This is a genomic window from Roseobacter sp. OBYS 0001, assembly GCF_019654895.1.
Classification (GTDB): Bacteria; Pseudomonadota; Alphaproteobacteria; order Rhodobacterales; family Rhodobacteraceae; genus Roseobacter; species Roseobacter litoralis.
Map to the genome: position 1 here is coordinate 128,361 of NZ_BPES01000004.1, position 23,747 is coordinate 152,107.

The 23,747-nt window shown below is 57.9% G+C and carries 27 protein-coding genes; 9 read left to right on the forward strand and 18 right to left on the reverse strand.

Annotated elements, in window-relative coordinates; genetic code table 11:
• Nucleotides 1-103: 103 nt before the first annotated feature.
• Genes K5Q35_RS10530 through K5Q35_RS10540 form a run of 3 tightly spaced genes read left to right on the forward strand, consistent with a single transcriptional unit; the run spans nt 104 to nt 1,912 of the window.
• Nucleotides 104-1,210: an ABC transporter ATP-binding protein gene (locus K5Q35_RS10530; RefSeq protein ID WP_013962370.1), complete on the forward strand. Its 1,107-nt coding sequence runs from the start codon at nt 104-106 to the stop codon at nt 1,208-1,210.
• Complete coding sequence (locus K5Q35_RS10535; RefSeq protein ID WP_013962369.1) at nt 1,210-1,560, forward strand: Lin0512 family protein; 351 nt, start codon at nt 1,210-1,212, stop codon at nt 1,558-1,560. The genes K5Q35_RS10530 and K5Q35_RS10535 overlap by 1 nt, the downstream gene beginning before the upstream one ends.
• Entirely contained in the window at nt 1,553-1,912 is a 360-nt protein-coding gene (locus K5Q35_RS10540; RefSeq protein ID WP_220799540.1) for a Lin0512 family protein, read from the forward strand. The genes K5Q35_RS10535 and K5Q35_RS10540 overlap by 8 nt, the downstream gene beginning before the upstream one ends.
• Nucleotides 1,913-1,965: 53 nt before the next feature.
• Here the strand turns inward: K5Q35_RS10540 and K5Q35_RS10545 are convergent, their stop codons facing one another.
• Together K5Q35_RS10545 and K5Q35_RS10550 are read right to left on the reverse strand one after the other, a co-directional pair.
• Nucleotides 1,966-2,631, reverse strand: coding sequence for a YafY family protein (locus K5Q35_RS10545; RefSeq protein WP_013962367.1), 666 nt, complete (start codon nt 2,629-2,631; stop codon nt 1,966-1,968).
• Nucleotides 2,618-2,947 carry a hypothetical protein gene (locus K5Q35_RS10550; RefSeq protein ID WP_013962366.1) on the reverse strand — a complete coding sequence of 110 codons (330 nt, stop codon included), beginning with the start codon at nt 2,945-2,947 and terminating at the stop codon, nt 2,618-2,620. The genes K5Q35_RS10545 and K5Q35_RS10550 overlap by 14 nt, the downstream gene beginning before the upstream one ends.
• 219 nt (nt 2,948-3,166) lie before the next feature.
• Here K5Q35_RS10550 and tatA point away from each other — a divergent pair, with 219 nt between their 5' ends.
• The 4 genes from tatA to K5Q35_RS10570 are packed head-to-tail and all read left to right on the forward strand — an operon-like array spanning nt 3,167 to nt 5,525.
• Nucleotides 3,167-3,379 carry a twin-arginine translocase TatA/TatE family subunit gene (gene tatA, locus K5Q35_RS10555; protein WP_011569372.1) on the forward strand — a complete coding sequence of 71 codons (213 nt, stop codon included), beginning with the start codon at nt 3,167-3,169 and terminating at the stop codon, nt 3,377-3,379.
• A gap of 3 nt (nt 3,380-3,382) precedes the next feature.
• On the forward strand, nt 3,383-3,838 hold the full coding sequence (gene tatB / locus K5Q35_RS10560; protein WP_013962365.1) for a Sec-independent protein translocase protein TatB: 456 nt from the start codon (nt 3,383-3,385) through the stop codon (nt 3,836-3,838).
• A complete protein-coding gene (tatC, locus tag K5Q35_RS10565; protein ID WP_220799541.1) occupies nt 3,835-4,683 on the forward strand; it encodes a twin-arginine translocase subunit TatC in 849 nt (282 codons plus the stop codon). Before tatB ends, tatC begins: the two co-directional genes overlap by 4 nt.
• Nucleotides 4,680-5,525 (forward strand): ATP-binding protein, encoded by an 846-nt coding sequence (locus K5Q35_RS10570; RefSeq protein WP_220799542.1) that lies wholly within the window; start codon nt 4,680-4,682, stop codon nt 5,523-5,525. Before tatC ends, K5Q35_RS10570 begins: the two co-directional genes overlap by 4 nt.
• Before the next feature lie 75 nt (nt 5,526-5,600).
• On the opposite strand, the gene K5Q35_RS10575 is transcribed toward K5Q35_RS10570, so the two are convergent.
• The 16 genes from K5Q35_RS10575 to pyrC all read right to left on the reverse strand — a co-directional run bounded on the left by K5Q35_RS10575 (nt 5,601) and on the right by pyrC (nt 21,276).
• Nucleotides 5,601-6,809 (reverse strand): LysM peptidoglycan-binding domain-containing protein, encoded by a 1,209-nt coding sequence (locus tag K5Q35_RS10575; RefSeq protein ID WP_013962362.1) that lies wholly within the window; start codon nt 6,807-6,809, stop codon nt 5,601-5,603.
• 73 nt (nt 6,810-6,882) lie between these two features.
• The gene (locus K5Q35_RS10580; protein ID WP_013962361.1) at nt 6,883-7,536 is read right to left on the reverse strand and encodes a protein-L-isoaspartate(D-aspartate) O-methyltransferase; all 654 of its coding nucleotides are present in this window, start codon (nt 7,534-7,536) and stop codon (nt 6,883-6,885) included.
• Nucleotides 7,533-8,318 (reverse strand): 5'/3'-nucleotidase SurE, encoded by a 786-nt coding sequence (gene surE / locus K5Q35_RS10585; protein WP_013962360.1) that lies wholly within the window; start codon nt 8,316-8,318, stop codon nt 7,533-7,535. Before surE ends, K5Q35_RS10580 begins: the two co-directional genes overlap by 4 nt.
• A gap of 88 nt (nt 8,319-8,406) precedes the next feature.
• On the reverse strand, nt 8,407-9,042 hold the full coding sequence (locus K5Q35_RS10590; RefSeq protein ID WP_220799543.1) for an SDR family oxidoreductase: 636 nt from the start codon (nt 9,040-9,042) through the stop codon (nt 8,407-8,409).
• Nucleotides 9,043-9,073: 31 nt separating this feature from the next.
• Nucleotides 9,074-9,490 carry a DUF1801 domain-containing protein gene (locus tag K5Q35_RS10595; RefSeq protein WP_220799544.1) on the reverse strand — a complete coding sequence of 139 codons (417 nt, stop codon included), beginning with the start codon at nt 9,488-9,490 and terminating at the stop codon, nt 9,074-9,076.
• A gap of 5 nt (nt 9,491-9,495) precedes the next feature.
• The gene (gene purF, locus K5Q35_RS10600) at nt 9,496-10,980 is read right to left on the reverse strand and encodes an amidophosphoribosyltransferase (RefSeq protein ID WP_044025328.1); all 1,485 of its coding nucleotides are present in this window, start codon (nt 10,978-10,980) and stop codon (nt 9,496-9,498) included.
• A gap of 185 nt (nt 10,981-11,165) precedes the next feature.
• Entirely contained in the window at nt 11,166-11,720 is a 555-nt protein-coding gene (locus K5Q35_RS10605) for a CvpA family protein (RefSeq protein WP_013962356.1), read from the reverse strand.
• Nucleotides 11,721-11,747: 27 nt separating this feature from the next.
• Nucleotides 11,748-13,109 (reverse strand): DNA repair protein RadA, encoded by a 1,362-nt coding sequence (radA, locus tag K5Q35_RS10610; protein ID WP_013962355.1) that lies wholly within the window; start codon nt 13,107-13,109, stop codon nt 11,748-11,750.
• 155 nt (nt 13,110-13,264) lie between these two features.
• A complete protein-coding gene (locus K5Q35_RS10615) occupies nt 13,265-13,918 on the reverse strand; it encodes a hypothetical protein (protein ID WP_013962354.1) in 654 nt (217 codons plus the stop codon).
• A 193-nt stretch (nt 13,919-14,111) separates the two neighbouring features.
• Entirely contained in the window at nt 14,112-14,858 is a 747-nt protein-coding gene (locus tag K5Q35_RS10620; RefSeq protein WP_013962353.1) for an ABC transporter ATP-binding protein, read from the reverse strand.
• Nucleotides 14,855-15,625 carry an ABC transporter permease gene (locus tag K5Q35_RS10625; RefSeq protein ID WP_013962352.1) on the reverse strand — a complete coding sequence of 257 codons (771 nt, stop codon included), beginning with the start codon at nt 15,623-15,625 and terminating at the stop codon, nt 14,855-14,857. Before K5Q35_RS10625 ends, K5Q35_RS10620 begins: the two co-directional genes overlap by 4 nt.
• The gene (gene alr / locus K5Q35_RS10630) at nt 15,625-16,659 is read right to left on the reverse strand and encodes an alanine racemase (protein WP_220799545.1); all 1,035 of its coding nucleotides are present in this window, start codon (nt 16,657-16,659) and stop codon (nt 15,625-15,627) included. Before alr ends, K5Q35_RS10625 begins: the two co-directional genes overlap by 1 nt.
• A gap of 111 nt (nt 16,660-16,770) precedes the next feature.
• The gene (locus tag K5Q35_RS10635; RefSeq protein ID WP_013962350.1) at nt 16,771-17,559 is read right to left on the reverse strand and encodes a DUF1194 domain-containing protein; all 789 of its coding nucleotides are present in this window, start codon (nt 17,557-17,559) and stop codon (nt 16,771-16,773) included.
• Between the two features lie 222 nt (nt 17,560-17,781).
• On the reverse strand, nt 17,782-19,275 hold the full coding sequence (locus K5Q35_RS10640; protein ID WP_013962349.1) for a replicative DNA helicase: 1,494 nt from the start codon (nt 19,273-19,275) through the stop codon (nt 17,782-17,784).
• A 236-nt stretch (nt 19,276-19,511) separates the two neighbouring features.
• Nucleotides 19,512-20,189, reverse strand: a complete 678-nt coding sequence (locus tag K5Q35_RS10645; protein ID WP_013962348.1) for an orotate phosphoribosyltransferase — start codon at nt 20,187-20,189, stop codon at nt 19,512-19,514.
• A gap of 52 nt (nt 20,190-20,241) precedes the next feature.
• Complete coding sequence (gene pyrC, locus K5Q35_RS10650) at nt 20,242-21,276, reverse strand: dihydroorotase (protein ID WP_220799546.1); 1,035 nt, start codon at nt 21,274-21,276, stop codon at nt 20,242-20,244.
• A gap of 238 nt (nt 21,277-21,514) precedes the next feature.
• Between pyrC and K5Q35_RS10655 the strand changes: the two genes are divergently transcribed.
• Nucleotides 21,515-22,423 (forward strand): MoxR family ATPase, encoded by a 909-nt coding sequence (locus K5Q35_RS10655; protein ID WP_220799547.1) that lies wholly within the window; start codon nt 21,515-21,517, stop codon nt 22,421-22,423.
• Nucleotides 22,424-22,471: 48 nt separating this feature from the next.
• Nucleotides 22,472-23,728: a VWA domain-containing protein gene (locus K5Q35_RS10660; RefSeq protein ID WP_220799548.1), complete on the forward strand. Its 1,257-nt coding sequence runs from the start codon at nt 22,472-22,474 to the stop codon at nt 23,726-23,728.
• The last annotated feature ends 19 nt before the right edge of the window (nt 23,729-23,747 follow it).

Genomic DNA, 23,747 nt, shown 5'->3' on the forward strand with positions numbered 1-23,747 from the left:
ACATGCGGCGTGATCAAAACCGGGCGCTGTCGGTGCTTGCGGGCGCGCGGTTGGGCTGATAGCTGCTATTCCGAGAAGTTCTATAAGATATCCGGAGAACTCTGTGACGACTGATGCGCCCCGGCTCGAAATTAAAGATATTTGCTGTGCATTTGATGGTCGCCGGGTTGTAGATAACGTCTCATTGCGCATCAACCGGGGCCAGGTGACCTGTCTTTTGGGGCCGTCGGGCTGCGGAAAATCCACAACGCTGCGTGTGATCGCGGGCGTTGAGATGCAGGACAGCGGTGAAATCTATGTGGATGGCAAACTGATTTGCGATACCGCGCATCGCGTCCCTCCGGAACGGCGTGAAATCGGGCTCATGTTTCAGGACTTTGCCCTGTTTCCACATCTGAGTGTGGCAGACAACGTGGGCTTTGGCCTCAAAACCGGTGGCAAAGCCGAAAGACGTGCCCGGATCGAAGAGTTGTTGGAGCGTGTGGACCTGAAACGTTTCATCGACGGCTTTCCGCATCAACTTTCCGGGGGCGAGCAACAGCGGGTCGCCTTGGCGCGTGCGTTGGCCCCAAAACCGAAAATCATGCTGATGGATGAGCCGTTTTCCGGCCTTGATAACCGGTTGCGAGACGGCATCCGGGATGAAACGCTGACGATCCTGAAAGAGCAGGACACGGCTGTTTTGCTGGTCACACATGAACCCGAAGAAGCCATGCGTATGGCCGATGAAATTGCGCTGATGCGCGATGGCCGTATTGTCCAGCAGGGCGCGCCCTATAATGTCTATACGCGCCCCATGGACAGGGCAGCCGTCGCGTTCTTTTCAGATGCAAATGTCATTGCGGCCGAGGTGAACGGCGCGCTGGCGCGCACCCCCTTTGGCAGCTTTCTGGCCCCCGGTGTGCCCGATGGCACGCCCGTTGACATCGTGTTTCGCCCGCAGCATCTGCGCATCGATTTTGACCGCGCAGGACAAGGGCCCAAACCGACGGCCAGTGATGGCACCGCCGTGCGGGCGCTGGTTGAAAGATCGCGCTTCATGGGCAACGAAAGCCTTGTTGAGTTCCGGCTGGATCATGACGGGTCGGTTTTGAAATCCACCGTACCGAACGTGTTCCTGCCCAAACCCGGCACGGTGATGTGGCTGACAATACGGCGGGACCGGTGTTTCATCTTTCCGGTCTCGGAACGGACAGACAAGGGAACATGATGCAAAAACTGTTGGTTGAATTTGGCATGGGCACCTCGCTGCGGCGGGGGGATTACACACAAGCGGCTGTGCGGGGCGTAAAGGATGCGCTTTGGCACAACTCCATCAATCTGGCTGAACTGTTCGGGTTTGAGAAAACGGACATGCGCATTCTCGTGGATGTGGGGGTTCAGGCACCCGAGAAAGTCGATGTTGGCGAAGTGCTCAAGGTATTTCCCTATGGTCAAGCGGAGGTCCGCGTGCAGGTGGGTGGCCTCGATATTCCGCGCCCGGATGGCGACGGGCATCCGACGATAATGGCGAATGTGGCGCTGACCGTGGGCTTTGACATGGAGCGGATCAATGACTGAACAACGCATGATCATCGAAATGGGTATGGGCAATGATCTGCACGGTCAGGATTATACCAAGGCCGCCAAACGCGCGATTGAAGACGCGTTTCGACATTCCTCGATTCCTTTGTTCGGCGTGCTGGGGCTGAGCCATGAGGTCATGCGCGTTCAGGTGACCGTTGGGGTTCAGGACCCGGATGCGGTGGATGCACAGGCGCTTGTGGGCACGCTGCCGCGCGGGCGGGCATCGGTCCGAGTTGTTAAGGGTGGGCTGAACGTTGAAACCGTAAGCGGTGATCCCATCGTAGTGGCGCAAGCCAGTGTTGAGGCATTCCTGCCGCTACAAACCGGGTGGACGCTCAAAAGCTGAGCAAGCAGCCAGCGGTCATAGGGCGCACAGGATCCTGAACAAATCCGCAGTGGTTAAGGCGTGTAATCCGCCAGTGTTTTGCCGGGCTCATCAACAAATAGCTCCGGCAAGGCTTGTGCGGTCTCGATCAGATCGACGCGAAAGACGCGAAACGCTTGCCTGAGTTCGCACCACGCCGTCAACGTCCAGATGCGCCCCCAATATTCCATATGCAGCGGGCGCACGATCCGACGGGTGCGGGCATTTCGCTTTGATTGGTAATTCAATTCGACCTTTTGGCGGGCCTTGATCGCGGCGCGCAAGGTTGGCATATGCGCAAATGCGCGGGTCGCATCGGCGAAGGGATAGACGGCAAATTTCCATTCATCGGCCTGTGCGATAACGCGGCTTGGGGACACTGCGTCAATTTTTGCCCCGAGGCTCAATGCGGCAGCCTTGAGGTCGGGATCAGCCGCTTCGCCGACAATGGCGATGCCGAGGTTCAGCGCTTCCATCTCAGCAACGGAGAGCGTCAACGGGGGCAGGGTGATCGCCTCAGTAATCATATACCCCACGCCCCGTTCCCCCTGCACCGGAACGCCGGAGGCGACCAGCGTGTCCATGTCGCGGTAAATCGTGCGCGTGGACACTTCCAACTGCTCGGCCATGTCCTGCGCGCGGTGCAAGTTGCCGTCGCGCAGGATCTGTATGATGTCAAAAAGACGGTCAGTGCGGCGCATGATCCTCCGGTGCCCAAGAAAAATGAATGTCGGCGTGGCGCAGGTTGACGCTTTGCGCATCAATCATTTTCATGAAAGGTGCCGCTTCGGGGGCGGCCATGATTGCGCTCGCGGCGTCTTTTGCCGCTGTCATCGACGTCCATGTGATGTGATCCACCCAACCGCCGGTCTCGTCACGGCTGAGGGTGCGCGATATAACCGCGCCAGTCCGATGTAAAAACGGCGTCATTTGCGCGGCAGCCTTCGCAAAGTGGTCCGGGTCCGTGCCCGCGTTCAGACGAAAAGTTACGATTTCAGCTACAGTGGTGTCAGTCATGCACGTATTCCTTGTATGTGATCTGCAATGCGATGCTTCTGACAGGATGCAACTGACATAAACCTGTCAGTTGAGTTTTGCGAGCGCTAAAATTAACGCAATTGATCGCCGCAACTCTCCTTTTGATGCAGATTGCGGTTTAGCCTCTGTCCCGCTTTTTCTACAGTTAAACATGACAGCCCTGCATTTGACGGGCGAATTTCTTTTGGGAGCATGAGAATGTTAAACAATATTGGTCTGCCGGGACTTTTGCTGATCGCGGTCGTGGTGCTTGTCCTCTTTGGGCGCGGTAAGATTTCCAGCCTGATGGGGGAAGTCGGTAAGGGCATCACGTCCTTTAAAAAAGGTGTGAGCGAAGGACAGGACGAGATCACGACCGCATCTGAGCAAGCGAAAGACGTGACACCTGAGACTGAAAAAGACAAGGTCTGAACCATGTTCGACCTTGGCTGGACAGAGATGCTGGTCATCGGCATCGTAGCGCTTATTGTGATTGGTCCCAAAGACTTGCCCGTGATGTTCCGCACGCTTGGGCAGTTCGTCGGAAAGGCCAAGGGCATGGCGCGTGAGTTCAGCAGAGCGATGAATGACGCCGCCGCTGATTCTGGTGTCAGCGACGTCACCAAGAGCCTCAAGGCGGCCGTGAACCCTGTGAATTCCGCCATGGACAGTGTGAAATCCGCCGCATCGGATCTGGGCAAGTTTGATCCCGACAGCGAGACGGGCAAGCTGGCAGCTGACAAAGCGGAGCGCGCACAAAATGCCAAAAAGATCCAGGCCGCCACAGCGCGCGCCGCAGCGGATCGTAAGCTGAAAGAAGCGCAAGAGGCGCAGGCCCGCGCTTCAGAACTCGAGGCTGCCGTGACGCCCCCTGAAAAGAACGAGACATGAGCGCATCCGAAGACATGGACGAAAGTGCTGCACCGCTGATCGAGCATCTGGCCGAGCTGCGCACCCGGTTGATCCGCTCGGTCATCGCGTTTTTGATCGGTATGATCATCTGCTTTACCGTGGCAACGCCGATATTCAACTTTCTGACGGACCCGCTCTGTGCGGTTCTGGCGGATCGCGGACAGGATTGTGATCTGATCTTTATCAGCCCGCAGGAAGGCTTCTTTGTCGCGATCAAAGTGTCGTTGCTGGGTGGCTTTATGCTGTCTTTTCCGGTGATCGCGCATCAGATGTGGCGGTTTGTGGCCCCGGGTCTGTATAAAAACGAAAAGGGCGCTTTTCTGCCGTTCCTGATCTCGTCGCCGGTGATGTTTCTGTTGGGAGCATCCTTTGCCTTCTACGTCGTGACGCCACTGGCTTACGATTTCTTTCTGGGGTTCCAGCAGTTTGGCGCTGAGGGCGAGGCGGTCGTCGGCGATCCCAGTTCCAGTCCGGGGTTGAGCGTGGTCTTTCAAGGCTCGGCACAGGAATACCTGAACCTGACAATCAAATTCATTGTGGCCTTTGGCATGTGCTTTCAATTGCCCGTGTTGCTGACGCTTATGGGTAAGGCCGGTCTGGTCAGTGCCGAGGGGCTGGGCAACGTGCGCAAATATGCGGTTGTGGCCATCCTTGTGCTCGCGGCTCTGGTCACACCGCCTGATGTGATAACGCAGGCGATCCTGTTCGTGGTGGTTTATGGGCTCTACGAGGTGTCGATTTTCCTCGTGAAACGCGTTGAAACCAAGCGCGAAGCCAAACTGCGGGCCGAAGGGTATTATGACGATGAGGATGACCCTGCGTGATCAAAGACCCGATGGAAAGGATCGCCGCTGCGCTTGAGCGCATGGCACCCGCACCGCTGGAAGCGCCTGATTTCTCTCAAGCTTCTGCTTTCGTGTGGCATACGGAACCGGACCGGCTGGAACCGGTTGAAAACGTATCGCGGATTGATTTGCCCTTGTTGGTTGGTGTGGATCGCTCGCGGGACACGTTGTTTGCCAATACCGAGCAGTTTGCCAAAGGGTTACCCGCAAATAACGCGCTTTTGTGGGGCGCGCGTGGCATGGGAAAATCAAGTCTGGTCAAATCAATACACGGTAAAGTTCATGCGTCACATGAGGTTCTGCGTATTGTCGAATTGCAGCGCGAGGACCTGCCGTCGGTCGGCCGGTTGCTGAACTTGCTACGGGGCAGCCGCTATCGCTTTATCCTGTTTTGTGACGATCTGTCGTTTGGCCATGATGACGCGCATTACAAAAGCCTGAAAGCGGTGCTTGATGGTGGCATCGAGGGACGCCCCGATAACGTGGTGCTATACGCGACATCCAACAGACGCCATCTGATGCCGCGCGATATGATTGAGAATGAGCGGGGGTCAGCGATCAACCCTTCCGAAGCGGTGGAAGAAAAGGTGTCACTCTCTGATCGCTTCGGTCTCTGGCTGGGCTTTCACCCCTGTGATCAGGATCAATACCTGCAAATGATCCGCGGGTATTGCGACGCGCATGGCGTGGATATTGATGACGACACGCTGCGTGCCGAAGCGATTGAATGGCAAGCGACGCGCGGATCACGCTCCGGGCGTGTGGCGTGGCAGTATTTCACTGATTTGGCTGGGCGCAAGGGTGTCACCCTGAACGCATAGTGGCCAAGCGGTTCAGTTTGCAAATTCAACACATCGACTTTGCAAAGCTCTTTTTGCCGCGCCTGATTTACGGCGCTATTGCAGAAACGGCATAGGATCCACGCTGTCAAACCCGCGCCGTACTTCAAAATGAACAAAGGCATCATCGCCATCGCGCAGCTTGGCAATGCTTTGCCCTCGTGTCACCCTGGTGCCCTTTTCGACGCTGACGTCGGTCACATTGGCATAGACGGTCAGTAATTCGGGTTCATGTCGGATCACGATGATCGGCACGCCTTCGGCACTTTTGGTGACGGCCGCAACGGTGCCGGCATCCGCTGATTTCACGTCCGATCCGGGGGCGGCTTTTATGTTGATGCCCTCATTGCGGCCCTTGGAATACTCACGAATGATGGACCCGTTCACCGGAAACAACATGCGGGCCACATCAGAGGCCGCCGTACGTTCACCCACATCAATGGAGGGCTGCGGCTGTGTCTCGGACAAGAGCGGTTCGGGCGGTGGCAGTGGTCTGGTCGCACTGGGAGGCGTTGGTGTGGGAGAGCCGGTTCCAGGCTTTGGCGTGGCGTCTTCGGTTTGCGCGGCAGGGGGAGATTGCATCGCGACCGGGATCAGCAAAAACTGCCCTTCGCGGATGGCAAAATCGGACCCGAGGCCATTCCACTCGGCCAGTGATTTCACAGGAACCTGATAGAGGCGCGAAATGGTATAGGCGGTTTCGCCGCGTTCAACCTTGTGGCGCACGGGTTCTTTTCCGGTGCTTGCAGGCTCAGCCGTGCCAGAGGCGGGCGGCAGGGCCGCGACACGCACGTCACCGTTGTTTGTCTCGGGGGCGCGGTCGATAGCATTCCCGGCCAATGCGCCAATATCAACACTGCCCGGTTGAATGGGGCCATCGCTTTGTGCACCTGTCAAAGGGCTTGGTTCGGCCACGCGGTTTGGCAGGGCGATGATTTCACCACTGCGCAACGGCGCGGTTTCATCAATGCCATTGAAGCTGGCGAGGGCAGGTGCGTCCACGCCCAAGCGCGTCGCGACGCTTTGGATCGTATCTCCCTGTTCTGCCACGGCGACCTGATAGTTGGGATAGGAGATCACGCCCCGATTGTCCGGTTGCGGACGCTGTTCCGTGCCGACCTGACTTGCTGCATCTGCTGTGGAGAACCCGCCACCGATGCCGCGCAAATCGTAATCGAAACCTTGCGTGCATGCGCCGAGCAGCGCCACGGTGCTTGCGCTCAATAACAATAGGCGAACCCGCGTGCGGGAAATATGTCTGACCATCTGCATGTCCTCAACGTTGCTCTTTGAGCGTGAGCCGGTTTTCCGGCCGCTTATTCGTTAACACTATAACAGCTTATCCGTCCTTTCCCAAGCCTTCCAGCAAAGGAACAAAGCGGACTTGCCGCAACTCGTCATATTCAAGACCATCTTCGGTCTTGTGAACAACGATCAGATGCTGAACGGCGTCAGATTGTCCGACGGGAATGACCATGATGCCCCCGACTTTGAGCTGCTCCATCAGCGTGCTGGGAGGATCTTCTGCGGCGGCAGTGACGAGGATGCGATCAAAAGGGGCCTGATCCGCAAGGCCATAGCTGCCATCTGCGGTGATCGCGGTGATATTTGTGAGGTTCATCTCTTCGAAAAGGGTGCGGGCCTCGCGTACCAATCGGCTGTGGCGGTCCAGCGTATAGACCCGGCGGGCCAGACGGCTGAGGATCGCCGCCTGATACCCGGAGCCTGTGCCCACCTCCAGCACCTTGTCGCGCGGGCTGATCCTGAGCGCCTGCGTCATCAGCCCGACAACCGATGGCTGGCTGATGGTCTGACCGCAGGCAATCGGCAGCGGCATGTCCTCATAGGCGCGCTCAGCAAAAATCCCCCGGATAAAGGGTCCGCGGTCGATACTCTCCATCGCTGAGAGCACGCGTTTATCTGTGACACCCTTGGAGCGCAGCGCATAGAGGAACTGCATCTTGCGTTCTGCCTCAGACACGTCTGTCATCATGTATTGATGCCTGCCAGCGGAGCCATCATGTCATGCGCGGTCAAATCCGCCCGCATCGGCGTGACCGAGATGTACCCCTCCAGATTCAACTGCGCGTCAGATCCGGGTGCGGTCGGGCGATGCTGATCGCCGCCTTTGATCCACAAAAAACGCCGACCCGATGGGGCGTTATGCGGCTCGGTCGAAAACCCCAGACCCTCGCGGAAGCCTTGCGTTGCCAACCGGATACCGAGGACTTCGTCGGCCGGAACAGGGGGGAAGTTCACATTGTAAAACAGGCGGTAGCCACCTGTTTCCTGCGGTGTATGCGCAAGGATGCGCTGCACCACATCGACACCATGCTGTGCTGAGGCCTCGAAGGGGTTCTCGATGGAGTTGTTGCGCGGCCCGTAGTATTGCGAAAGGGCAATCGCGGGTAACCCTTGCAGGGCTGCTTCCATGGCGCCGCCAATGGTGCCCGAGTAAAGCGTGTTTTCAGCAGAGTTATTGCCCCGGTTCACGCCGGAAAGCACCAGATCGGGCGGGCTGTCTTTCATCACATCGTGCAAGCCAGCCAGCACGCAATCTGCCGGTGACCCTTCAGCGGCAAAGCGGCGCGGTCCCATTTGCGCAACCATCATGGGGCGGGTGTAGCTGATGCAATGGCCGACGCCGGATTGTTCGAACGCAGGTGCGACTGTCCAGACTTCGCCCTTGTCACCCGCCAGCCGGGTTGCGATTTCTTGCAAAATCATCAGCCCGGGTGCGTTTATCCCGTCGTCGTTCGTAATTAAAATGCGCATATCCAAGCCCCTTTTGGCTTTGATAGGCGAGCGGGTGGAGCGCAGCAAGAGAAGCAGCCCTCTGTCATGTATTTTGGATGCTGAAAGCTCAGAGTTGTGACAGAAGTGCTTCGGCTGCGTCCTTGGCGGGCGTTAACACATCGCGGTTCTCACCGGGATAGAAGCGCCCGCGGGTCGCGGTTGGCATCGGTGGCGGTGTCAGAATATGCACCTTTGGTCCCGTCGTCGCGCTCTCGGCCTGCCACGAGCGGGCCAGCGCAATCTGCGCGGCCTTGCTGGCGCCGTAGCTGCCAAAGAACTTTTCCCCTGCGCATGGATCATCAAAGAACACCGCTTGTCCGTCTGCACCGAGGAGTGGCGAGACAAAAGAAATTAATGTCGCAGTTGCGGTGACATTGGCGGCGATGGATTTGGCCAGATCCTTGCTGTCGATATGGCTTGTCGGTGTCAGGGGGGCCGCATGAATGGCCGCGTGCAGCCACAGATCAAGGCTGCCCCAACGGTCAAATATCCCGCGGCAGAGCGTCGCCATGGCGTCCGAATTGGTGATGTCCATGGGCGCGAGCGTGCTTGTGCCGCCTTTTGCCTGGATGTGGTCGTCCAACTCTTCGAGAGCGCCGGTTGTTTTCGCAACGGCGATGATGTGATGCGTAGGTGCGAGCGCTTCGGCAAGAGCGTATCCGAGGCCGCGCGATGCGCCGGTAATGAGAGCAGTTTTTGTCATGCCCTGCTGGTGCCGTGTTATCGCGCGGGCGTCAAGCGTTCTTGCGGTGGTAGGTCAGTGTCAGAACAGCGCAATGCGCGATGGCCTGCTCGGGCAGCGGTGCATCCAATGGCAGATAAAGCGCGCGCTTGCCTTGATGTTCGAAACTTGTCGGATAGAGGCTTCGCATCGTGTCCGCGAGCGTGGTGTTGCAATTCACAAACATGCCAATCTGGTTGGGGCGCGCTTGCTGCCACGCGAGACGAAGCGTTGATCCCACCTTTGGTTTGTCCGGGTGCCACGCAGGCTGTCCCCATTTCAGCGTTTCGATCAGGTTTACGTCCTGCGCATCGGCGACTGAACCCAGAACAATAGCCCGGATGTCATGAAAACGGTCTTTCGCCTTTCGCGGCCAGACCGTGATACGCTGATCGACGAAGGCGGGCAGGGGTGGTATGGCCCCCGACACTGCGTTTACTCGGCTGCGGGCTTCATTTCAAAGCCGTCTTCGATTTGATCTGAGGGGACAACCGGGTATTCGCCGGAAAAACACGCATCACAATACTGTGGCTGTTTCGGGTTCCGGCCTTTCGCCTCGCCCACGGCACGATAAAGGCCATCCAGTGAGATGAATTTCAGGCTATCGACCTGCAAATGGTCTCGCATTTCCTCTTCGGACATGGTTGCCGCCAGCAGCTTTTCGCGTTGCGGCGTATCCACACCGTAAAAACAGGGCCACGCGGTCGGCGGTGAAGCAATGCGGAAATGCACCTCTTTCGCGCCGGCATCCAGGATCATCTCTTTGATCTTGCGGCTCGTAGTCCCGCGCACCACGGAATCGTCCACCAGAATGACACGTTTGCCGCGGATCAGTGCCCGGTTCACGTTCAGTTTCAGGCGCACGCCCATGTTGCGGATCTGCTCGGTTGGCTCAATAAACGTGCGTCCCATATATTGATTGCGGATGATCCCCATCGCATAGGGGATACCCGACTCCAGCGAATAGCCAATCGCCGCAGGGGTGCCTGAATCGGGAACCGGACAGACAAGATCAGCCTCAACCGGGCTTTCCTTGGCCAATTCACGCCCAATCGCCTCGCGGGTTTCATAGACAGACCGGCCGCCAAGAATGCTGTCGGGACGCGAGAAATAGACATGTTCGAAAATGCAGAAACGTGGTTTTTGCGGGCGAAACGGAAACTGGCTGTCGACACCCTTTTCCGTAATGACGACCATTTCACCGGGTTCAATTTCCCGAATAAACTCGGCCCCGATGATATCCAACGCACAGGTTTCCGAAGAAAGCGCCCAGCCATCCCCGATTTTGCCCAGAACAAGTGGTCGCACCCCAAGCGGATCACGCACGCCGATCAATTTAGTGCGCGTCATCGCGACAACTGAGAATGCCCCTTCAACCCGGCGCAAGGCGTCTTCCATGCGCTCTGGAATGTTGCGTTGCAAAGACCGCGCCATCAGGTGGATGATGCATTCGCTGTCGGAAGAGCTTTGAAAAATTGAACCGCGTTCGATCAACTCGCGACGCAGGGCGTTCGCGTTGGTGATGTTCCCATTATGGGCGATGGCAGCACCGCCCATGGCAAATTCACCAAAAAACGGCTGGACGTCACGAATGGCTGTCTGGCCTTTTGATCCGGCGGTTGAATAACGCACATGCCCGATCGCAATTGGTCCCGGCAGTGTTTCCATCACTGATTTGCTGGTGAAGTTGTCCCGCACATATCCAAATCGGCGTGCTGATTGGAACCCTTGTACCTTGTCGTGGCTGACGATGCCGCCCGCCTCTTGTCCGCGATGTTGCAAGGCGTGCAAACCGAGGGCCACGAAATTGGAGGCATCGACGACACCAATGACGCCAAAAATCCCGCATTCTTCTTTCAGTTTGTCGTCGTCATCGCTGTCGCGCAGATAGCTGGTATCAAACGGATGAGCGGGTGGCATAATTTTGGACAACGGGGCAGCTCCGAATCCGATTTGCGGTTGAGCACTGTTTAGGCGCTGCGCATGCTTATGTCACGAACCTATGACGGTCTTGGCGCCGATTGTCGCGGTCTTTGCTGAAGTGAGCACCTGTGGCGTGACATTTTTTCTCGCACTGCGGGAAAACCATGCATCTATAGCAGGTGTTACTGTCCGCAATTGCTGACCAGTGCTTCGTATTGCCCGGTGATCCATCCCAACGCCTGCTCGGGCTCGGCGCCTTCGATTTCGTCGGTCAGTTGAGAGAAAACCGCGGCAGAGCGGCTGTTGTCGACGATGGTGTAGCTTTCGCCTGTGACGACGGTGTTATAGACGAAGAACCCGACGGCAACGAGCAATACGCCACGCGCAACCCCAAACAGAAAACCGAGGCCCTGATCCACGCCGCTGAGTGCGGAGCGCTGGATGACTGAAGAAAACAGTGGGGTAAAGAGAGACACAATGATCAGCGAGACGGCAAAGACAGCAGCAAACGCCCCGATGATCGACAATTCGCAACTATCGGCCAGAAATTCGCCAACTACCGGCACTTCGCGCACCATGGGTTCGACCTGTGGGGCAAACATGAAGCCAAGGATGGCCGCCGCAACCCAGCCGACAATCGCCATGATCTCGCGCACGACGCCGCGACTATAGGCGAGCAGCGCCGAGATGACGATCACAAGGGCCACGACCCCGTCAATCATTGTGAAGTTTTCCATAGCCTCAACTGCCTCTTTACGTGACGCTTAGCCTGCGCCAAAAATCTCGCCTACAAAGCCTGTCAGGTCCGGCATCGTATTTAACGAAATACCACTGACCCCGACCGCTTTACCGCCCTTGGCAGCAATGGCGCTGGTAAAACCAAGTTTTTGCGCCTCTTTCAACCTGTTTTCGGTCTGGGTGGCCGGTCGCAGGGCACCTGACAGGCTGATTTCACCAAAAACGACGGTATCTGCGGGGAGCGCGGCGTCTTCGCGTGCGCTGAGCAAGGCCGCCGCAACCGCAAGGTCCGCCGCCGGTTCTGACACTTTCATGCCGCCCGCGACATTCAGATACACATCCAGACCTGCGAAGGGGATGCCACATCGCGCCTCCAGCACGGCAAGGATCATTGCAAGCCGCCCACCATCCCAACCGACAACCGTGCGCCGCGCCTGCGAATGGGGGGACGGAGACACCAGTGCCTGAAATTCAACGAGGACAGGACGCGTGCCCTCAACCCCGGCAAATACGACAGACCCGGGTGAGGGGGCCCCCCGTTCGCTCAGAAACAGCGCGGAGGGGTTGGCGACTTCGTCCAGCCCGCCGCCCGTCATCTCGAAAACACCGATTTCATCGGCGGGACCAAATCGGTTTTTAACCGCGCGCAGAATGCGGAACTGATGCCCGCGTTCGCCTTCAAAATAAAGCACCGTATCGACCATGTGTTCGACCACGCGCGGCCCTGCGATCTGGCCGTCTTTGGTTACATGTCCCACAAGGATCACGCTGATGCCTTTGCGTTTGGCAAAACTCGTCAGCTCATAGGCGGCGGCCCGCACCTGGCTGACGGAGCCGGGCGCGCTTTCGACATTGTCGGCCCACATGGTCTGGATGGAATCGATAATGGCAAGCTGGGGCTTTTCTGCTTCCAGTGTCGTGAGGATGTCGCGCAGGTTCGTCTCGGCCGCCAGTTGGACGGGCGCGTCGGTCAATCCCAAACGCTGTGCGCGCATGCGTACCTGCGCCGAGGCCTCTTCGCCCGAGACATATATGGTTTTCAAACCACTGCGTGCAAATTGGGCTGCGGCCTGCAGCAGCAGCGTGGATTTGCCGATACCCGGATCGCCACCGACAAGTATGGCAGAGGCCGCAACCAATCCGCCGCCCAAAACGCGGTCCAGCTCTTTGATGCCGCAGGTGGTGCGGGGCGGAGGGGCTTCTTCGGTGGAAAGATTGGTGAGCTTAACGGATGAGCCACGTTTCCCCCCGAGCGATTTCGCGGGACCTTTCGAGATGCCTGCGTCCTCGGAGATCGTATTCCACTCGCCACAGGTTTCGCAGCGTCCGGCCCATTTGGTTGTGACACTTGCGCAGGCGGAGCAGGAGAAGGAGGGGGATTTAGCCATGGCCTCTTGTGGCGCAGACGAGGATTGCCGTCAAAGAGATTTTAAGCGGCCGGTTCGTGCAGGTTCCACCAAGCCGCGCAGCAAAGCAGGCCTCAGAATTTTCTGAGGCCTGCCTTGGCGTTCTGTGCACCTTGAGGTGCGTGGTGTCGTGTGGTTCAGGCCGCGCGGCGCTTCATCCAGCCAAAGATGCCCACACCCGCAAGGAGCAGTGGCAAACCGGCGGGCAGCGGAACTGCGGAAATCTCATCACCTGTCACCTCGATCAAATATCCCGTGCCACCACCGTGATCCTCACGCAGCAACTGCAGGAAGTTCGTGCCGGCCTGAACCGTGCCGAGATCAAGCGTGAATTCTCCCAAACGCGCGCCACCCGGTGCCATTGCACCACCTTGGAACACACCGTTGAGCCAGACGAAAATACCGTTGTCGACCCCGATGCTGAGGTTGAGGTTTGCAAGCCCGTTTGCACCAGCGTCAAAGGCATAAATGACCGCTGTTTCATCGTTGACTGTCCAGTTGCGCGGAATTGCCTGCTCGTTTGTGGACCATGCACCGCCGGGTGTGGATGGCGTTGTCAACCAGTCACCCAAGGCAGAAGCCGCGGCCGTCAGATCAGGTGCATCGCCGGGACCAAATGATTGTGTAGGGTCGCCATCGCCCACGCCAGGGAATGCGTTGGAGGTGCCGTTCAGGACATTTCCAATACCCGCGTTATAGAGGCCCTGCGTGCTGGAATCGATGATTGTGACTGCATGACCTGCTGCTGCCGTTGCAACGACAATCGCTGCCGCGAGGACGAACTTTTTCATACCCAATTTATCCACTGGTTAAACCGAAACTTGTTAAAACGTCTAAAATTCTCTTGAATCGAAATGCCACAAAGGCATGTGCGTCGCAATTACAATGACGCTAAATGGTTAATGCTTCGATCAAGGCCCGCGCGGAAAAAATATCGGATTTGCCGCTGTGTATACGCGTGCCAAAATGCATCCCCGCTTATGTCTATCGGACGGATTCAATCGGCCCTTCGGCGCTGCCATTGATGAACTGTGTGAGATAGGGATCACCGGAGTCGTCCATCTGCGCTACCGGGCCAGTCCACTGAATGACACCCTCATGCAGCATGGCAATATTGTCAGCAATCGCGCGCACACTTGTCATGTCATGTGTAATGGTCATTGCCGTTGCCCCCATTTCCACGACGATTTCGCGAATGAGATCGTTGATGACACCGGACATGATGGGATCAAGGCCGGTCGTGGGTTCATCGAAAAAGATAATCTCCGGCTCAGCGGCGATTGCGCGGGCGAGGCCCACACGTTTCTGCATGCCGCCTGACAACTCTGCCGGTAAGCGGTCTGCCACATCGGGCTTCAGCCCCACGCGCCGCAGCTTTTCAATCGCGATGGCGCGCGCTTCGTCTTTGGGCCGCTTCAGTGAGCCGCGCAGCAACCGAAAGGCCACATTCTGCCAGACCGGAAGACTGTCAAACAGGGCGGAGCCCTGAAAAAGCATGCCAAAGCGGGCGAGAAAGGCATCCCGGTCGCCGGTTGCCGCATCCTTGCCATCGACTATGATCGTGCCGGTGTCCGGTGTGACAAGCCCCAATATGCATTTCAGCGCAATTGACTTGCCGGTCCCGGAACCGCCGATGATGACCATTGACGACCCTTTGTCGATCTGCAGGTCTATCCCGCGCAGAACGTGGTTTGAACCAAAGGATTTATGAACGCCTTCCATGCGGATCATAGCGTGAAGAATACCCCCGTCAGAACGAAGTTTGCGGCCAGAATGAGAATGGCCGCCCCCTCGACGGCCCCTTTTGTGGCACGACCAACACCCATGGCACCGCGGCCTGAATTCATGCCGTGATAACACCCCATGAGAGCAGCGCAAAAGCCAAACACGGCCCCTTTGGTCAGGGACGAGATCACATCCAGCGGTTCCAGAAAGTTCACGGTGTTGTTGATATAGGTCGCCGCATTGAACCCAAGGGTTCCGGTTGCGACAGCATAGCCGCCGAAAATGCCGATGATATCCCCGATAGCCACCAGCAGCGGCACCACCAGCACCGCCGCAAGAACGCGCGGCACGGTGAGATATTTCATCGGGTGCGTGGATAGCGTTACGAGCGCGTCAATCTGTTCCGTCACCTTCATGGTCGCAATCTCGGCAGCGATGGATGACGTAACCCGCGCGGCAATCATCAGACCGACAAGAACCGGGCCCAATTCGCGCACCATACCGACCGCAACAATTTGGGGCACGACGGATTCGGCGTTAAACCGGGACCCGCCTGCGTAGATCTGCAGGGCAAGCGCGCCCCCGGTAAAAAGAGCCGTCAGCCCGACAACGGGCAGGGACAGCCAACCGATATTCACCAGTTGCGTCACGAATTCGCGGCCATAAAAAGGCGGTCGCACCAGATGGCTGATGCATTGGCCGCCAAAGATAGCGATCCGGCCAATGGCTGCCAGTGCGCCCATAATCACGCGGCCTATGACGGCGAAAAACATCACTGCGTGTAGACCCTTTTGTATCTTTCGCCGAGAGACGTCAGTATTTCATATCCAATGGTATCTGCAAAGTCCGCAACCGTGTCGACCGACTGGTGACGGCCAATCAGTTGCAGGCTTTCCGGGTCTGCGCTGAGTGCCGTGACATCGACACCGATCAGATCCATGGAAACGCGGCCCACCACGGGTACGGCGACATCACCTGCATGCAGGTGCGCCTTGGCCCCCATCGCGCGGATCAGGCCATCGGCATAGCCAGCCGAGATCGTGGCAATCCGCGCAGGTTCCGCCGCCGTCCATGTGTTTGCATAGCCAACCGTCTCTCCGGGGTGCACGTCGCGCACCTGAATAACCGGCACGTCCAACTGCACAACGGGCAGCGCATCGACAAAAGGCAACCCGCCATACAGGCCAATGCCCGGTCGGGTCAGATCGAAATGGTAATCGCTGCCCATCAACAGCCCCCCCGTAGCCGCAAGGGAGCGGGGAGCAGAGATGTCGTGCGTCATCTCGATAAAGCAGTCCAGCTGCTGGCGGTTCATTTGGTGCGACGGCTCATCCGCGCAAGCCAGATGCGACATCACGAGGCTGGGAGGGCGCTGCGTGGCAACTTCGCGCACGCTGCGCCATTCAGCGTCTTCCATGCCGAGCCGATTCATGCCGGTATCAAGCTGGATGCCAAAGTCATGGTCGGGCAGGGCCTCAACATGTCTGATCAACTGGTCGATGGAATTGATCATCGGCGTGAGACCTGCGTCTCGGATCAGAGGGGTGTCCCCCTCCATATGGCCGGAAAAAACGCTGATTTGCGGCCCCGTGCCAAGGACTTCGCGCAGGGCGGCCCCTTCTTCGGCGACGGCGACAAAGAAATGGCGGGCACCGGCCCGTGCGAGTACGGATGCGGCAGTGCGCAGACCCAAACCATAGGCATTGGCTTTGACGACAGCCGCTGTTTCGCTGTCTGATCGCGCGTTCAGATTTCGCCAGTTCGCCGCCAAGGCAGAAAGGTCAATTGTCAGGACTGCAGTGCTCATGGCGCGTTCATGACACGAATGCGCGCAAGGTCAAGTCTTTGGGCAAATATGCAGCGCACCCTTTGCCGGAAATTGCCGGTTGATCACATAAAAGCTGTTCTTTTCATGCGTTCAGGGGATTTCGAAGTAGGTCCGATTGGCCTCGCGCATCTTTTCGCCGACAAGACAGTCGTAAGGGGAAGGCACAGCAAACTGCGCCTGTCTGACATAGGGTGGCAAAGCGGAGACTTCGAGGATCAGTTTTCGCTTGATGGCGGCGGGAAACTCATTCCAGCTGAGTACAGGAACGACAAAAGCGCCCGGCCCGCCGATCACGCAGTTTTCATAGTAGATATCAAGATCGGGAATGCCCCAGAATTCAGACAGTAAATCGACGGTCATCAGCGGCAACCCATTGATCACAAACCCCCGCGCCACCGCTGCATCGCGCAATTGGGTCACCGGTGGGCCCTGATTGTTCGGGCCATCGCCCGACACGTCAATGACACGCCGCAATCCGGTAAAGCCATTGTGCTCAAAACTTTCCATGGCATAGGCAAGCGCACCGGATATGGATGTCCGGCGCATGGCCGGGGATTTCCTGGCCGCTATTGTCTCTGCGATATTCTGTGCATCCTGCGTTGTGGCCAATATTTGCCACGGCACCACGATCCGCTGCGCCTGATCGCCTGCCCACTCAACATAGGTGACCGCAATACGACCCAGTGGCCCGTCCTTTATCGCGGCGAGCACATCCGCGTCCATCAGTGCTTGGGAGTAGCCTTGCCGTTGCAGTTCCAGCTCGTCCCGGTTCATTGACCTTGATACATCAACGGCGAGGAAAAGCTCGACATCAACTTCGATGTCTTGTGCAGGCAGGATCACGGGCCACAGAAAAAGCACCAGAGTGAGGATTCGCATGCCCTATCTCACGGAAGATCGATACGCCTGTCCACTCAATTTTAAACGAATGCATGGCTTCTGATGGCTCTGCGTCCATCGCGCTCGGGGCTGGCTAACAGGGCCGGATGTGCTGTTCGGGCACAGCGTCGGACAAATGCGACAGGCAGAATTGACCTGCTGCGTGGGCGGGATAGCGCGCAGATACGGCCATCGTGTCCGCCCGCAGATGGGGAACCGCGCCTAAAACTCGCGGTCGCTGCCTTGTTGCCATGGCTGAACCAGATTGCCAAAGCGCGTGAAACGCCCCTCAAAGCTAAGCTCAACTGTTCCGATGGGTCCATGTCGCTGCTTGCCGATGACCACTTCGGCGCGGCCATGCAGACGTTCCATCTCTTCTTGCCATTTTGCCATGGCCTCAAGGTCATGATCGCCGGGTTTTTCGCGTTCTTTGTAATACTCTTCGCGGAACACGAACATCACAACATCCGCATCCTGTTCGATGGACCCTGATTCTCGCAAATCGCTGAGCTGGGGGCGTTTGTCTTCGCGGTTTTCAACCTGACGCGACAGCTGCGACAGCGCAACGACCGGGATATCCAGCTCTTTGGCGATGGCCTTGAGGCCCATGGTGATTTCTGAGATTTCATTGACGCGGTTTTCAGATTTCCCCGTTCCGCGCACCAGCTGCAGATAATCCACCATCAAGACATCAAGCCCATGGGTCCGCTTGAGCCGCCGGGCGCGGGCGGCAAGCTGCGCGATGGGCAGTGCGGGCGTGTCATCAATGTAAAGAGGGCAGGCCTCAAGCGATTTCGCCGCATCCACAAAGCGTCTGAATTCGGTTTCTGTCATGTCGCCGCGTCTGATCTGTTCCGAGGGCACTTCGGAGGCTTCTGACAATATCCGTGCGGCGAGTTGCTCAGCGCTCATCTCAAGGGAGTAAAACCCGACAACGCCACCATCGACGGCACCTTCACTGCCATCAGGGAGCGCGCCGCGTTTGTAGGCCTTGGCAATGTTGAACGCGATATTTGTGGCCAGAGAGGTTTTCCCCATTGACGGGCGGCCTGCGAGGATAAGCAAATCCGACCGATGCAATCCACCGAGTTTCTTGTCCATATCGATCAGGCCGGTCGAGACGCCGGACATGCCACCTTCGCGTTGATAGGCGGCGTTGGCTACATTAACTGCATCTGTTACTGCCTTGAGAAAGCTTTGAAAACCGCTTTCGGACTGTCCTTGTTCAGCAAGCGCGTACAGCGCCTGTTCCGCTTCGACAATCTGCTCACGCGGTTCAGAGGCCACGTCCACATGCGCGGCCTTGTCGGAAATCGTGCGCCCAAGCTGGATCAGGTCGCGCCGCACGGCCAGATCATAGATCATCTGCGCATAGTCCTTGACCGCAAATGCAGAAATTGCGGCCCCTGCCAGTCGCGCCAGATAGGCGGGGCCGCCAAGCTCCTTGAGGCCTTCATCGTCTTCCATGAAGGCTTTGAGCGTGACCGGGGAGGCAAGGCTGTTCTTGGCAATCCGCGCGGCGGCAATCTCGTAAATCCGAGCATGGACCGGGTCGTAAAAATGCTTGGGACCAATGATTGACGCCACACGGTCATAAATGTCGTTGTTGGTCAGAACGGCACCCAACAGCTGTTGTTCTGCTTCGATGGAATGCGGCATCGTTTCTGGCGATTGCACATCAACGCCGGTCGGATTGAAGGTCGATATCTCGTTCATGACTGTCCTTGCCTGCGCGGCATTTGCTGCTGCTGTTTTTTGTAACGCTTATGTGACAGATGTAGTTGAAAATTCCCCTGCCGCCTATCGGGACAAATCTGGGGATAACAAGGGCTGGACCCTGTGCACGACCCTTTATGTCCGCTGATATAGTATCAGGATGTAATCTTGGCGCAACATCTTGATGCAGGTTTTGATTCCCTGAGCAGGAAGTGAACCTGAATGTGGAGAAGATTTTATTTCTTGTTTGCTTCTTGCCACTTACGAGGATCACTCAGGAATTTTTCCACTTCACTGAGCGTTGCGTCATCGAAAACGCCCTGTGCCTTTGCTTCGGCGAGCACGTCCCACCAGGTGCAAAGTGAATGCAATGCGACGCCGTGATCGCCCAGTGTTTTCGTCGTTTCGGGAAAGATATCATAATAGAAAATCACCGCCGTATGCCCGCAGGTCGCACCCGTCTCGCGGATCGCGTCCACGAACGACAGCTTGGAGCCGCCATCGGTGGTCAGATCCTCAACCAGCAGCACACGTTCGCCTTCGCTCATCGCCCCTTCGATACGCGCATTGCGGCCATAGCCTTTGGGTTTTTTGCGCACATATGTCATGGGCAGGGCCATGCGTTCGGCCACCAGTGCTGCAAAGGGAATGCCGGCAGTTTCCCCGCCGGCGATGTTGTCAAAGGCCTCAAAACCCACGTCGCGCATGACGGTGACGGTCAGGAAATCCATCAAGGTGGCGCGGATGCGCGGAAAGCTGATCAGTTTGCGACAATCAATATACGTCGGGCTGGGCAGACCGGAAGAGAGCGTAAAGGGGTCTTTCGCGTTGAAATGTACCGCGTGGATTTCAAGCAGCATGCGGGCCGTGAGGCGTGCCATTTCTTTCGCATCGGGGTAGGCGGAGGGGATCATATCGCTGTCTTTCGTGTTTGGATGGCTGAGCAGGGCGCTTTCGCAGAGACGATTACACCACCGTCCAATTCGGAACAAATCCGGGGTCAAATACGGTCACTGGTCCATCCTCTGTTTCGATATGGCTGGGGAATGTGGCGGGCGTTTTTGTCAGGGTCAGGCGTGTTTCGTTGACGGGCAGACGGTAGAACGCAGGCCCGTTCAGGGACGCAAATCCTTCCAGACGCTCCAGCGCTTGTTCTTCTTCGAAAACATGCGCGAGGATGGACATGGTGTTGGTCGCGGTGAAGCACCCGGCGCAGCCGCAGGGCAGCAGCTTGTTGGCGTCCGTATGCGGGGCAGAATCCGTACCGAGGAAAAACCGCGCGTCACCTGACGTGGCCGCGGCGCGCAAAGCCAGCCTGTGTTCTTCGCGTTTGGCCACGGGCAGGCAATAGTAATGCGGTTTGATTCCTCCGGCGAGGATATGGTTGCGGTTGATCACCAGATGATGGGTCGTGATCGTCGCGCCGAGCGTGTCGTCCTGCGCCGTGGCATAATCCACCGCATTGCGCGTCGTGATATGTTCCATCACCACGCGCAGCCCCGGTGTCGCCTGCCGGATCGGGTCCAGAACACGGTCGATGAACACAGCCTCGCGGTCGAATATGTCGATGTCATCATCGGTGACTTCGCCATGAACACAAAGCGGCAGTCCGATCTCTGCCATACGCTCGAGCACGGCGCGGATCGTGTCAAAATTCGCCACACCGCTGGCTGAATTTGTCGTGGCCCCCGCAGGGTAGAGTTTGACCGCATGGACCAACCCGCTGGCGTGCGCAGCAGCCACATCATCAGGATCGGTGTCTTCCGTCAGATAGAGCGCCATCAGCGGCGTGAATTCGGCACCCTCAGGGAGCGCTGCAAGAATGCGCGCATGATAGTCTTGCGCCTGCGCAAAGGTGACCACAGGCGGAAAGAGGTTCGGCATGATGATGGCGCGGGCGAAATGCGCGGTGGTTTCGGGCAGGACGGCGCGCAGCATCGCGCCATCGCGCAGGTGCAGATGCCAGTCGTCGGGGCGGCGGATTGTCAGCGTTTTTGTCATGTTTCTGCGCTAGCATAGGCACGCGCGAGGCACCAGAGGCTGGCGTTTTCTTTCGTCTTGGCGTGGTTGATTTCGGGGCGTTTCAAGGCATCGCCCAGGCGGCGCAGGCGAATACCTGGAACCTGTCTTGCCGGTAAGGAGGCAGAAAAGATCGCCGGAAACCCGATATAGACCGGCGTGATTGCTTGACGCTCCGCGTGAAGGGTGCAGTGTACTGTCAGCAACAGCAGGAGCCAGCATGATCACGCCCAAAACCATCGACGCCATTCAGGAAATGCTGGCAGATCAGGGTTATGTCTGTGATCGCGCCCTTGGCACGGTCGTATTTCTGGCGCTCAAACTGGGGCGTCCTCTGTTTCTGGAAGGCGAAGCGGGGGTCGGCAAGACAGAGATCGCCAAAGCGCTTGCTGCCGGGCTGAACCGCCGCCTGATCCGCCTGCAGTGTTATGAGGGGCTGGATGCGTCCAGCGCTGTGTATGAATGGAACTTCCCGGCACAGATGGTTGCAATCCGTACTGCCGAGGCGACGGGTGCTGCATCGCGCGGCGCACTTCAGGCGGAGCTTTTCAGCGACGAGTATCTGATTGAGCGACCGCTGCTGCAGGCGATGCGCCCGGATGAAAACGGCGCGCCGGTGCTCTTGATTGACGAATTGGACCGTACCGATGAGCCGTTTGAGGCCTTTCTGCTCGAAGCACTCAGCGATTTTCAGGTGACGATCCCGGAGCTTGGGACGATCAAGGCGCCGGAACCGCCCATCGTGATCCTGACCTCCAACCGCACGCGGGAGGTGCACGACGCCTTGAAACGGCGGTGTCTCTATCATTGGGTGGATTATCCGGATTTCGAGCGCGAGATGGAAATCCTGAGCGCCCGCGCCCCCGAAGCCGCCGCAGCGCTCAGCCGTGAAGTTGTAGCCTTCGTGCAGGCGCTGCGCACGGAGGATTTGTTCAAGAAACCCGGTGTGGCCGAAACAATCGACTGGGCGAAATGCTTGTTGGCGCTGGATGTCATCAACCTCAGCCCCGATGTGATTGCCGATACGCTGGGCGCGATCCTCAAATATCAGGATGACATCCAGAAACTGCATGGATCTGAAGCCAAACGCATTCTGGATGAGGTCAAGGCGACGCTGGAGCCGGTGTGATGCGGGTACAAACCGATTGCACCGGGCACCATAAAATAGGCGTGCAAGATGCCTGAATACGCGCCGTTGGAGTTGCCTGACGAACCGAAACTCGCAGGCAACATCACCCATTTCGCGCGGGCCTTGCGGCGTGCCGGGGTGCCGATTGGGCCGGGGCGGGTGATTGATGCGGTCCGTGCCGTAGAAGCGGCGGGGTTTACCGAGAAGCGCGATTTCTACTGGACGCTGCATGCCTGTTTCGTGAACCGGCCTGAACATCGCGCAGTTTTCGCGCAGATTTTCCGGCTCTATTGGCGCGACCCGCGATATCTTGAGCATATGATGTCCTACATGATCCCGGCGGTGCGGGGGGTGCAGGAGGACCGTAAAGCCAGATCGGCCGAAAAACGCGCGGCAGAGGCCTTGCTTGACGGGGCCGAAGCACCGGATTTGTCGCAAGGGGAAGAGGGCGAGGAAACCGAGATCGAGATTGACGCAAGCCTCACCATGTCGTCCGAGGAACGGCTGCGCACGCTTGATTTCGAGCAGATGAGCGTTGCCGAAGTCGCCGAGGCCAAACGTATGATCGCGCGTCTCAGCCTGCCGGTCAAACCGATCAAATCGCGACGTGCGCAGGCGAGCCTGACGGGCCAAAAGGTCGATGCTGCGCGTACGCTGCGCCAGTCGATGCGGCAGGGCGGTGATCTGCACAAGATCGCTCTGAAACGGCCACGCCCGCGCTGGCCGAACCTTGTGGTGCTCTGTGATATTTCAGGGTCCATGAGCCAATACAGCCGCATGGTGCTGCATTTCCTGCATGCTGTTGCGAATGAAAAAGGGGCCGGATGGGCCAAGGTGCATGCATTTACCTTTGGCACGCGGCTCACCAATATTACCCGCCACCTGCGCCAGCGTGATGTGGATGCCGCGCTGGCCGCCGCCGGGGCCGAGGCGCAGGATTGGGAAGGCGGCACGCGTATCGGCAGGTGCCTTGAGGCCTTTAACCGCGACTGGTCGCGCCGGGTGATGGGGCAGGGCGCGGTCGTGCTGGTGATTACCGATGGTCTGGATCGCGATAGCCCGGATCGGCTGGCAAAACAGATGGAGCGGCTGCATCTGTCATCGCGTCGCCTGATCTGGCTCAACCCGCTGCTGCGCTGGGAAGGGTTCGCACCAAAGGCCCAAGGGATTGCCGCGATGCTGCCCCATGTGGACAGCTTTCGCGCAGGTCACTCGATTGCCTCGCTCGAAGACCTTGCCGCCGCGATTTCCCGCCCCGATGACATGGGCGAGAAAGACAGGTTGATGCGCCTAATTGGGGTCTAGAGCGTCTGACGAAATACAT

Bases quoted from the DNA above. Each gene is read 5' to 3' on its own strand.
- K5Q35_RS10535 (WP_013962369.1), top strand. From the start codon at position 1,210: ATGCAAAAACTGTTGGTTGAATTTGGCATGGGCACCTCGCTGCGGCGG.
- K5Q35_RS10540 (WP_220799540.1), top strand. From the start codon at position 1,553: ATGACTGAACAACGCATGATCATCGAAATGGGTATGGGCAATGATCTG.
- K5Q35_RS10545 (WP_013962367.1), bottom strand. From the start codon at position 2,631: ATGCGCCGCACTGACCGTCTTTTTGACATCATACAGATCCTGCGCGAC.
- K5Q35_RS10550 (WP_013962366.1), bottom strand. From the start codon at position 2,947: ATGACTGACACCACTGTAGCTGAAATCGTAACTTTTCGTCTGAACGCG.
- tatA (WP_011569372.1), top strand. From the start codon at position 3,167: ATGTTAAACAATATTGGTCTGCCGGGACTTTTGCTGATCGCGGTCGTG.
- tatB (WP_013962365.1), top strand. From the start codon at position 3,383: ATGTTCGACCTTGGCTGGACAGAGATGCTGGTCATCGGCATCGTAGCG.
- tatC (WP_220799541.1), top strand. From the start codon at position 3,835: ATGAGCGCATCCGAAGACATGGACGAAAGTGCTGCACCGCTGATCGAG.
- K5Q35_RS10575 (WP_013962362.1), bottom strand. From the start codon at position 6,809: ATGGTCAGACATATTTCCCGCACGCGGGTTCGCCTATTGTTATTGAGC.
- K5Q35_RS10580 (WP_013962361.1), bottom strand. From the start codon at position 7,536: ATGATGACAGACGTGTCTGAGGCAGAACGCAAGATGCAGTTCCTCTAT.
- surE (WP_013962360.1), bottom strand. From the start codon at position 8,318: ATGCGCATTTTAATTACGAACGACGACGGGATAAACGCACCCGGGCTG.
- K5Q35_RS10590 (WP_220799543.1), bottom strand. From the start codon at position 9,042: ATGACAAAAACTGCTCTCATTACCGGCGCATCGCGCGGCCTCGGATAC.
- purF (WP_044025328.1), bottom strand. From the start codon at position 10,980: ATGCCACCCGCTCATCCGTTTGATACCAGCTATCTGCGCGACAGCGAT.
- K5Q35_RS10605 (WP_013962356.1), bottom strand. From the start codon at position 11,720: ATGGAAAACTTCACAATGATTGACGGGGTCGTGGCCCTTGTGATCGTC.
- radA (WP_013962355.1), bottom strand. From the start codon at position 13,109: ATGGCTAAATCCCCCTCCTTCTCCTGCTCCGCCTGCGCAAGTGTCACA.
- K5Q35_RS10615 (WP_013962354.1), bottom strand. From the start codon at position 13,918: ATGAAAAAGTTCGTCCTCGCGGCAGCGATTGTCGTTGCAACGGCAGCA.
- K5Q35_RS10620 (WP_013962353.1), bottom strand. From the start codon at position 14,858: ATGATCCGCATGGAAGGCGTTCATAAATCCTTTGGTTCAAACCACGTT.
- K5Q35_RS10625 (WP_013962352.1), bottom strand. From the start codon at position 15,625: ATGTTTTTCGCCGTCATAGGCCGCGTGATTATGGGCGCACTGGCAGCC.
- alr (WP_220799545.1), bottom strand. From the start codon at position 16,659: ATGAGCACTGCAGTCCTGACAATTGACCTTTCTGCCTTGGCGGCGAAC.
- K5Q35_RS10635 (WP_013962350.1), bottom strand. From the start codon at position 17,559: ATGCGAATCCTCACTCTGGTGCTTTTTCTGTGGCCCGTGATCCTGCCT.
- K5Q35_RS10640 (WP_013962349.1), bottom strand. From the start codon at position 19,275: ATGAACGAGATATCGACCTTCAATCCGACCGGCGTTGATGTGCAATCG.
- K5Q35_RS10645 (WP_013962348.1), bottom strand. From the start codon at position 20,189: ATGATCCCCTCCGCCTACCCCGATGCGAAAGAAATGGCACGCCTCACG.
- pyrC (WP_220799546.1), bottom strand. From the start codon at position 21,276: ATGACAAAAACGCTGACAATCCGCCGCCCCGACGACTGGCATCTGCAC.
- K5Q35_RS10655 (WP_220799547.1), top strand. From the start codon at position 21,515: ATGATCACGCCCAAAACCATCGACGCCATTCAGGAAATGCTGGCAGAT.
- K5Q35_RS10660 (WP_220799548.1), top strand. From the start codon at position 22,472: ATGCCTGAATACGCGCCGTTGGAGTTGCCTGACGAACCGAAACTCGCA.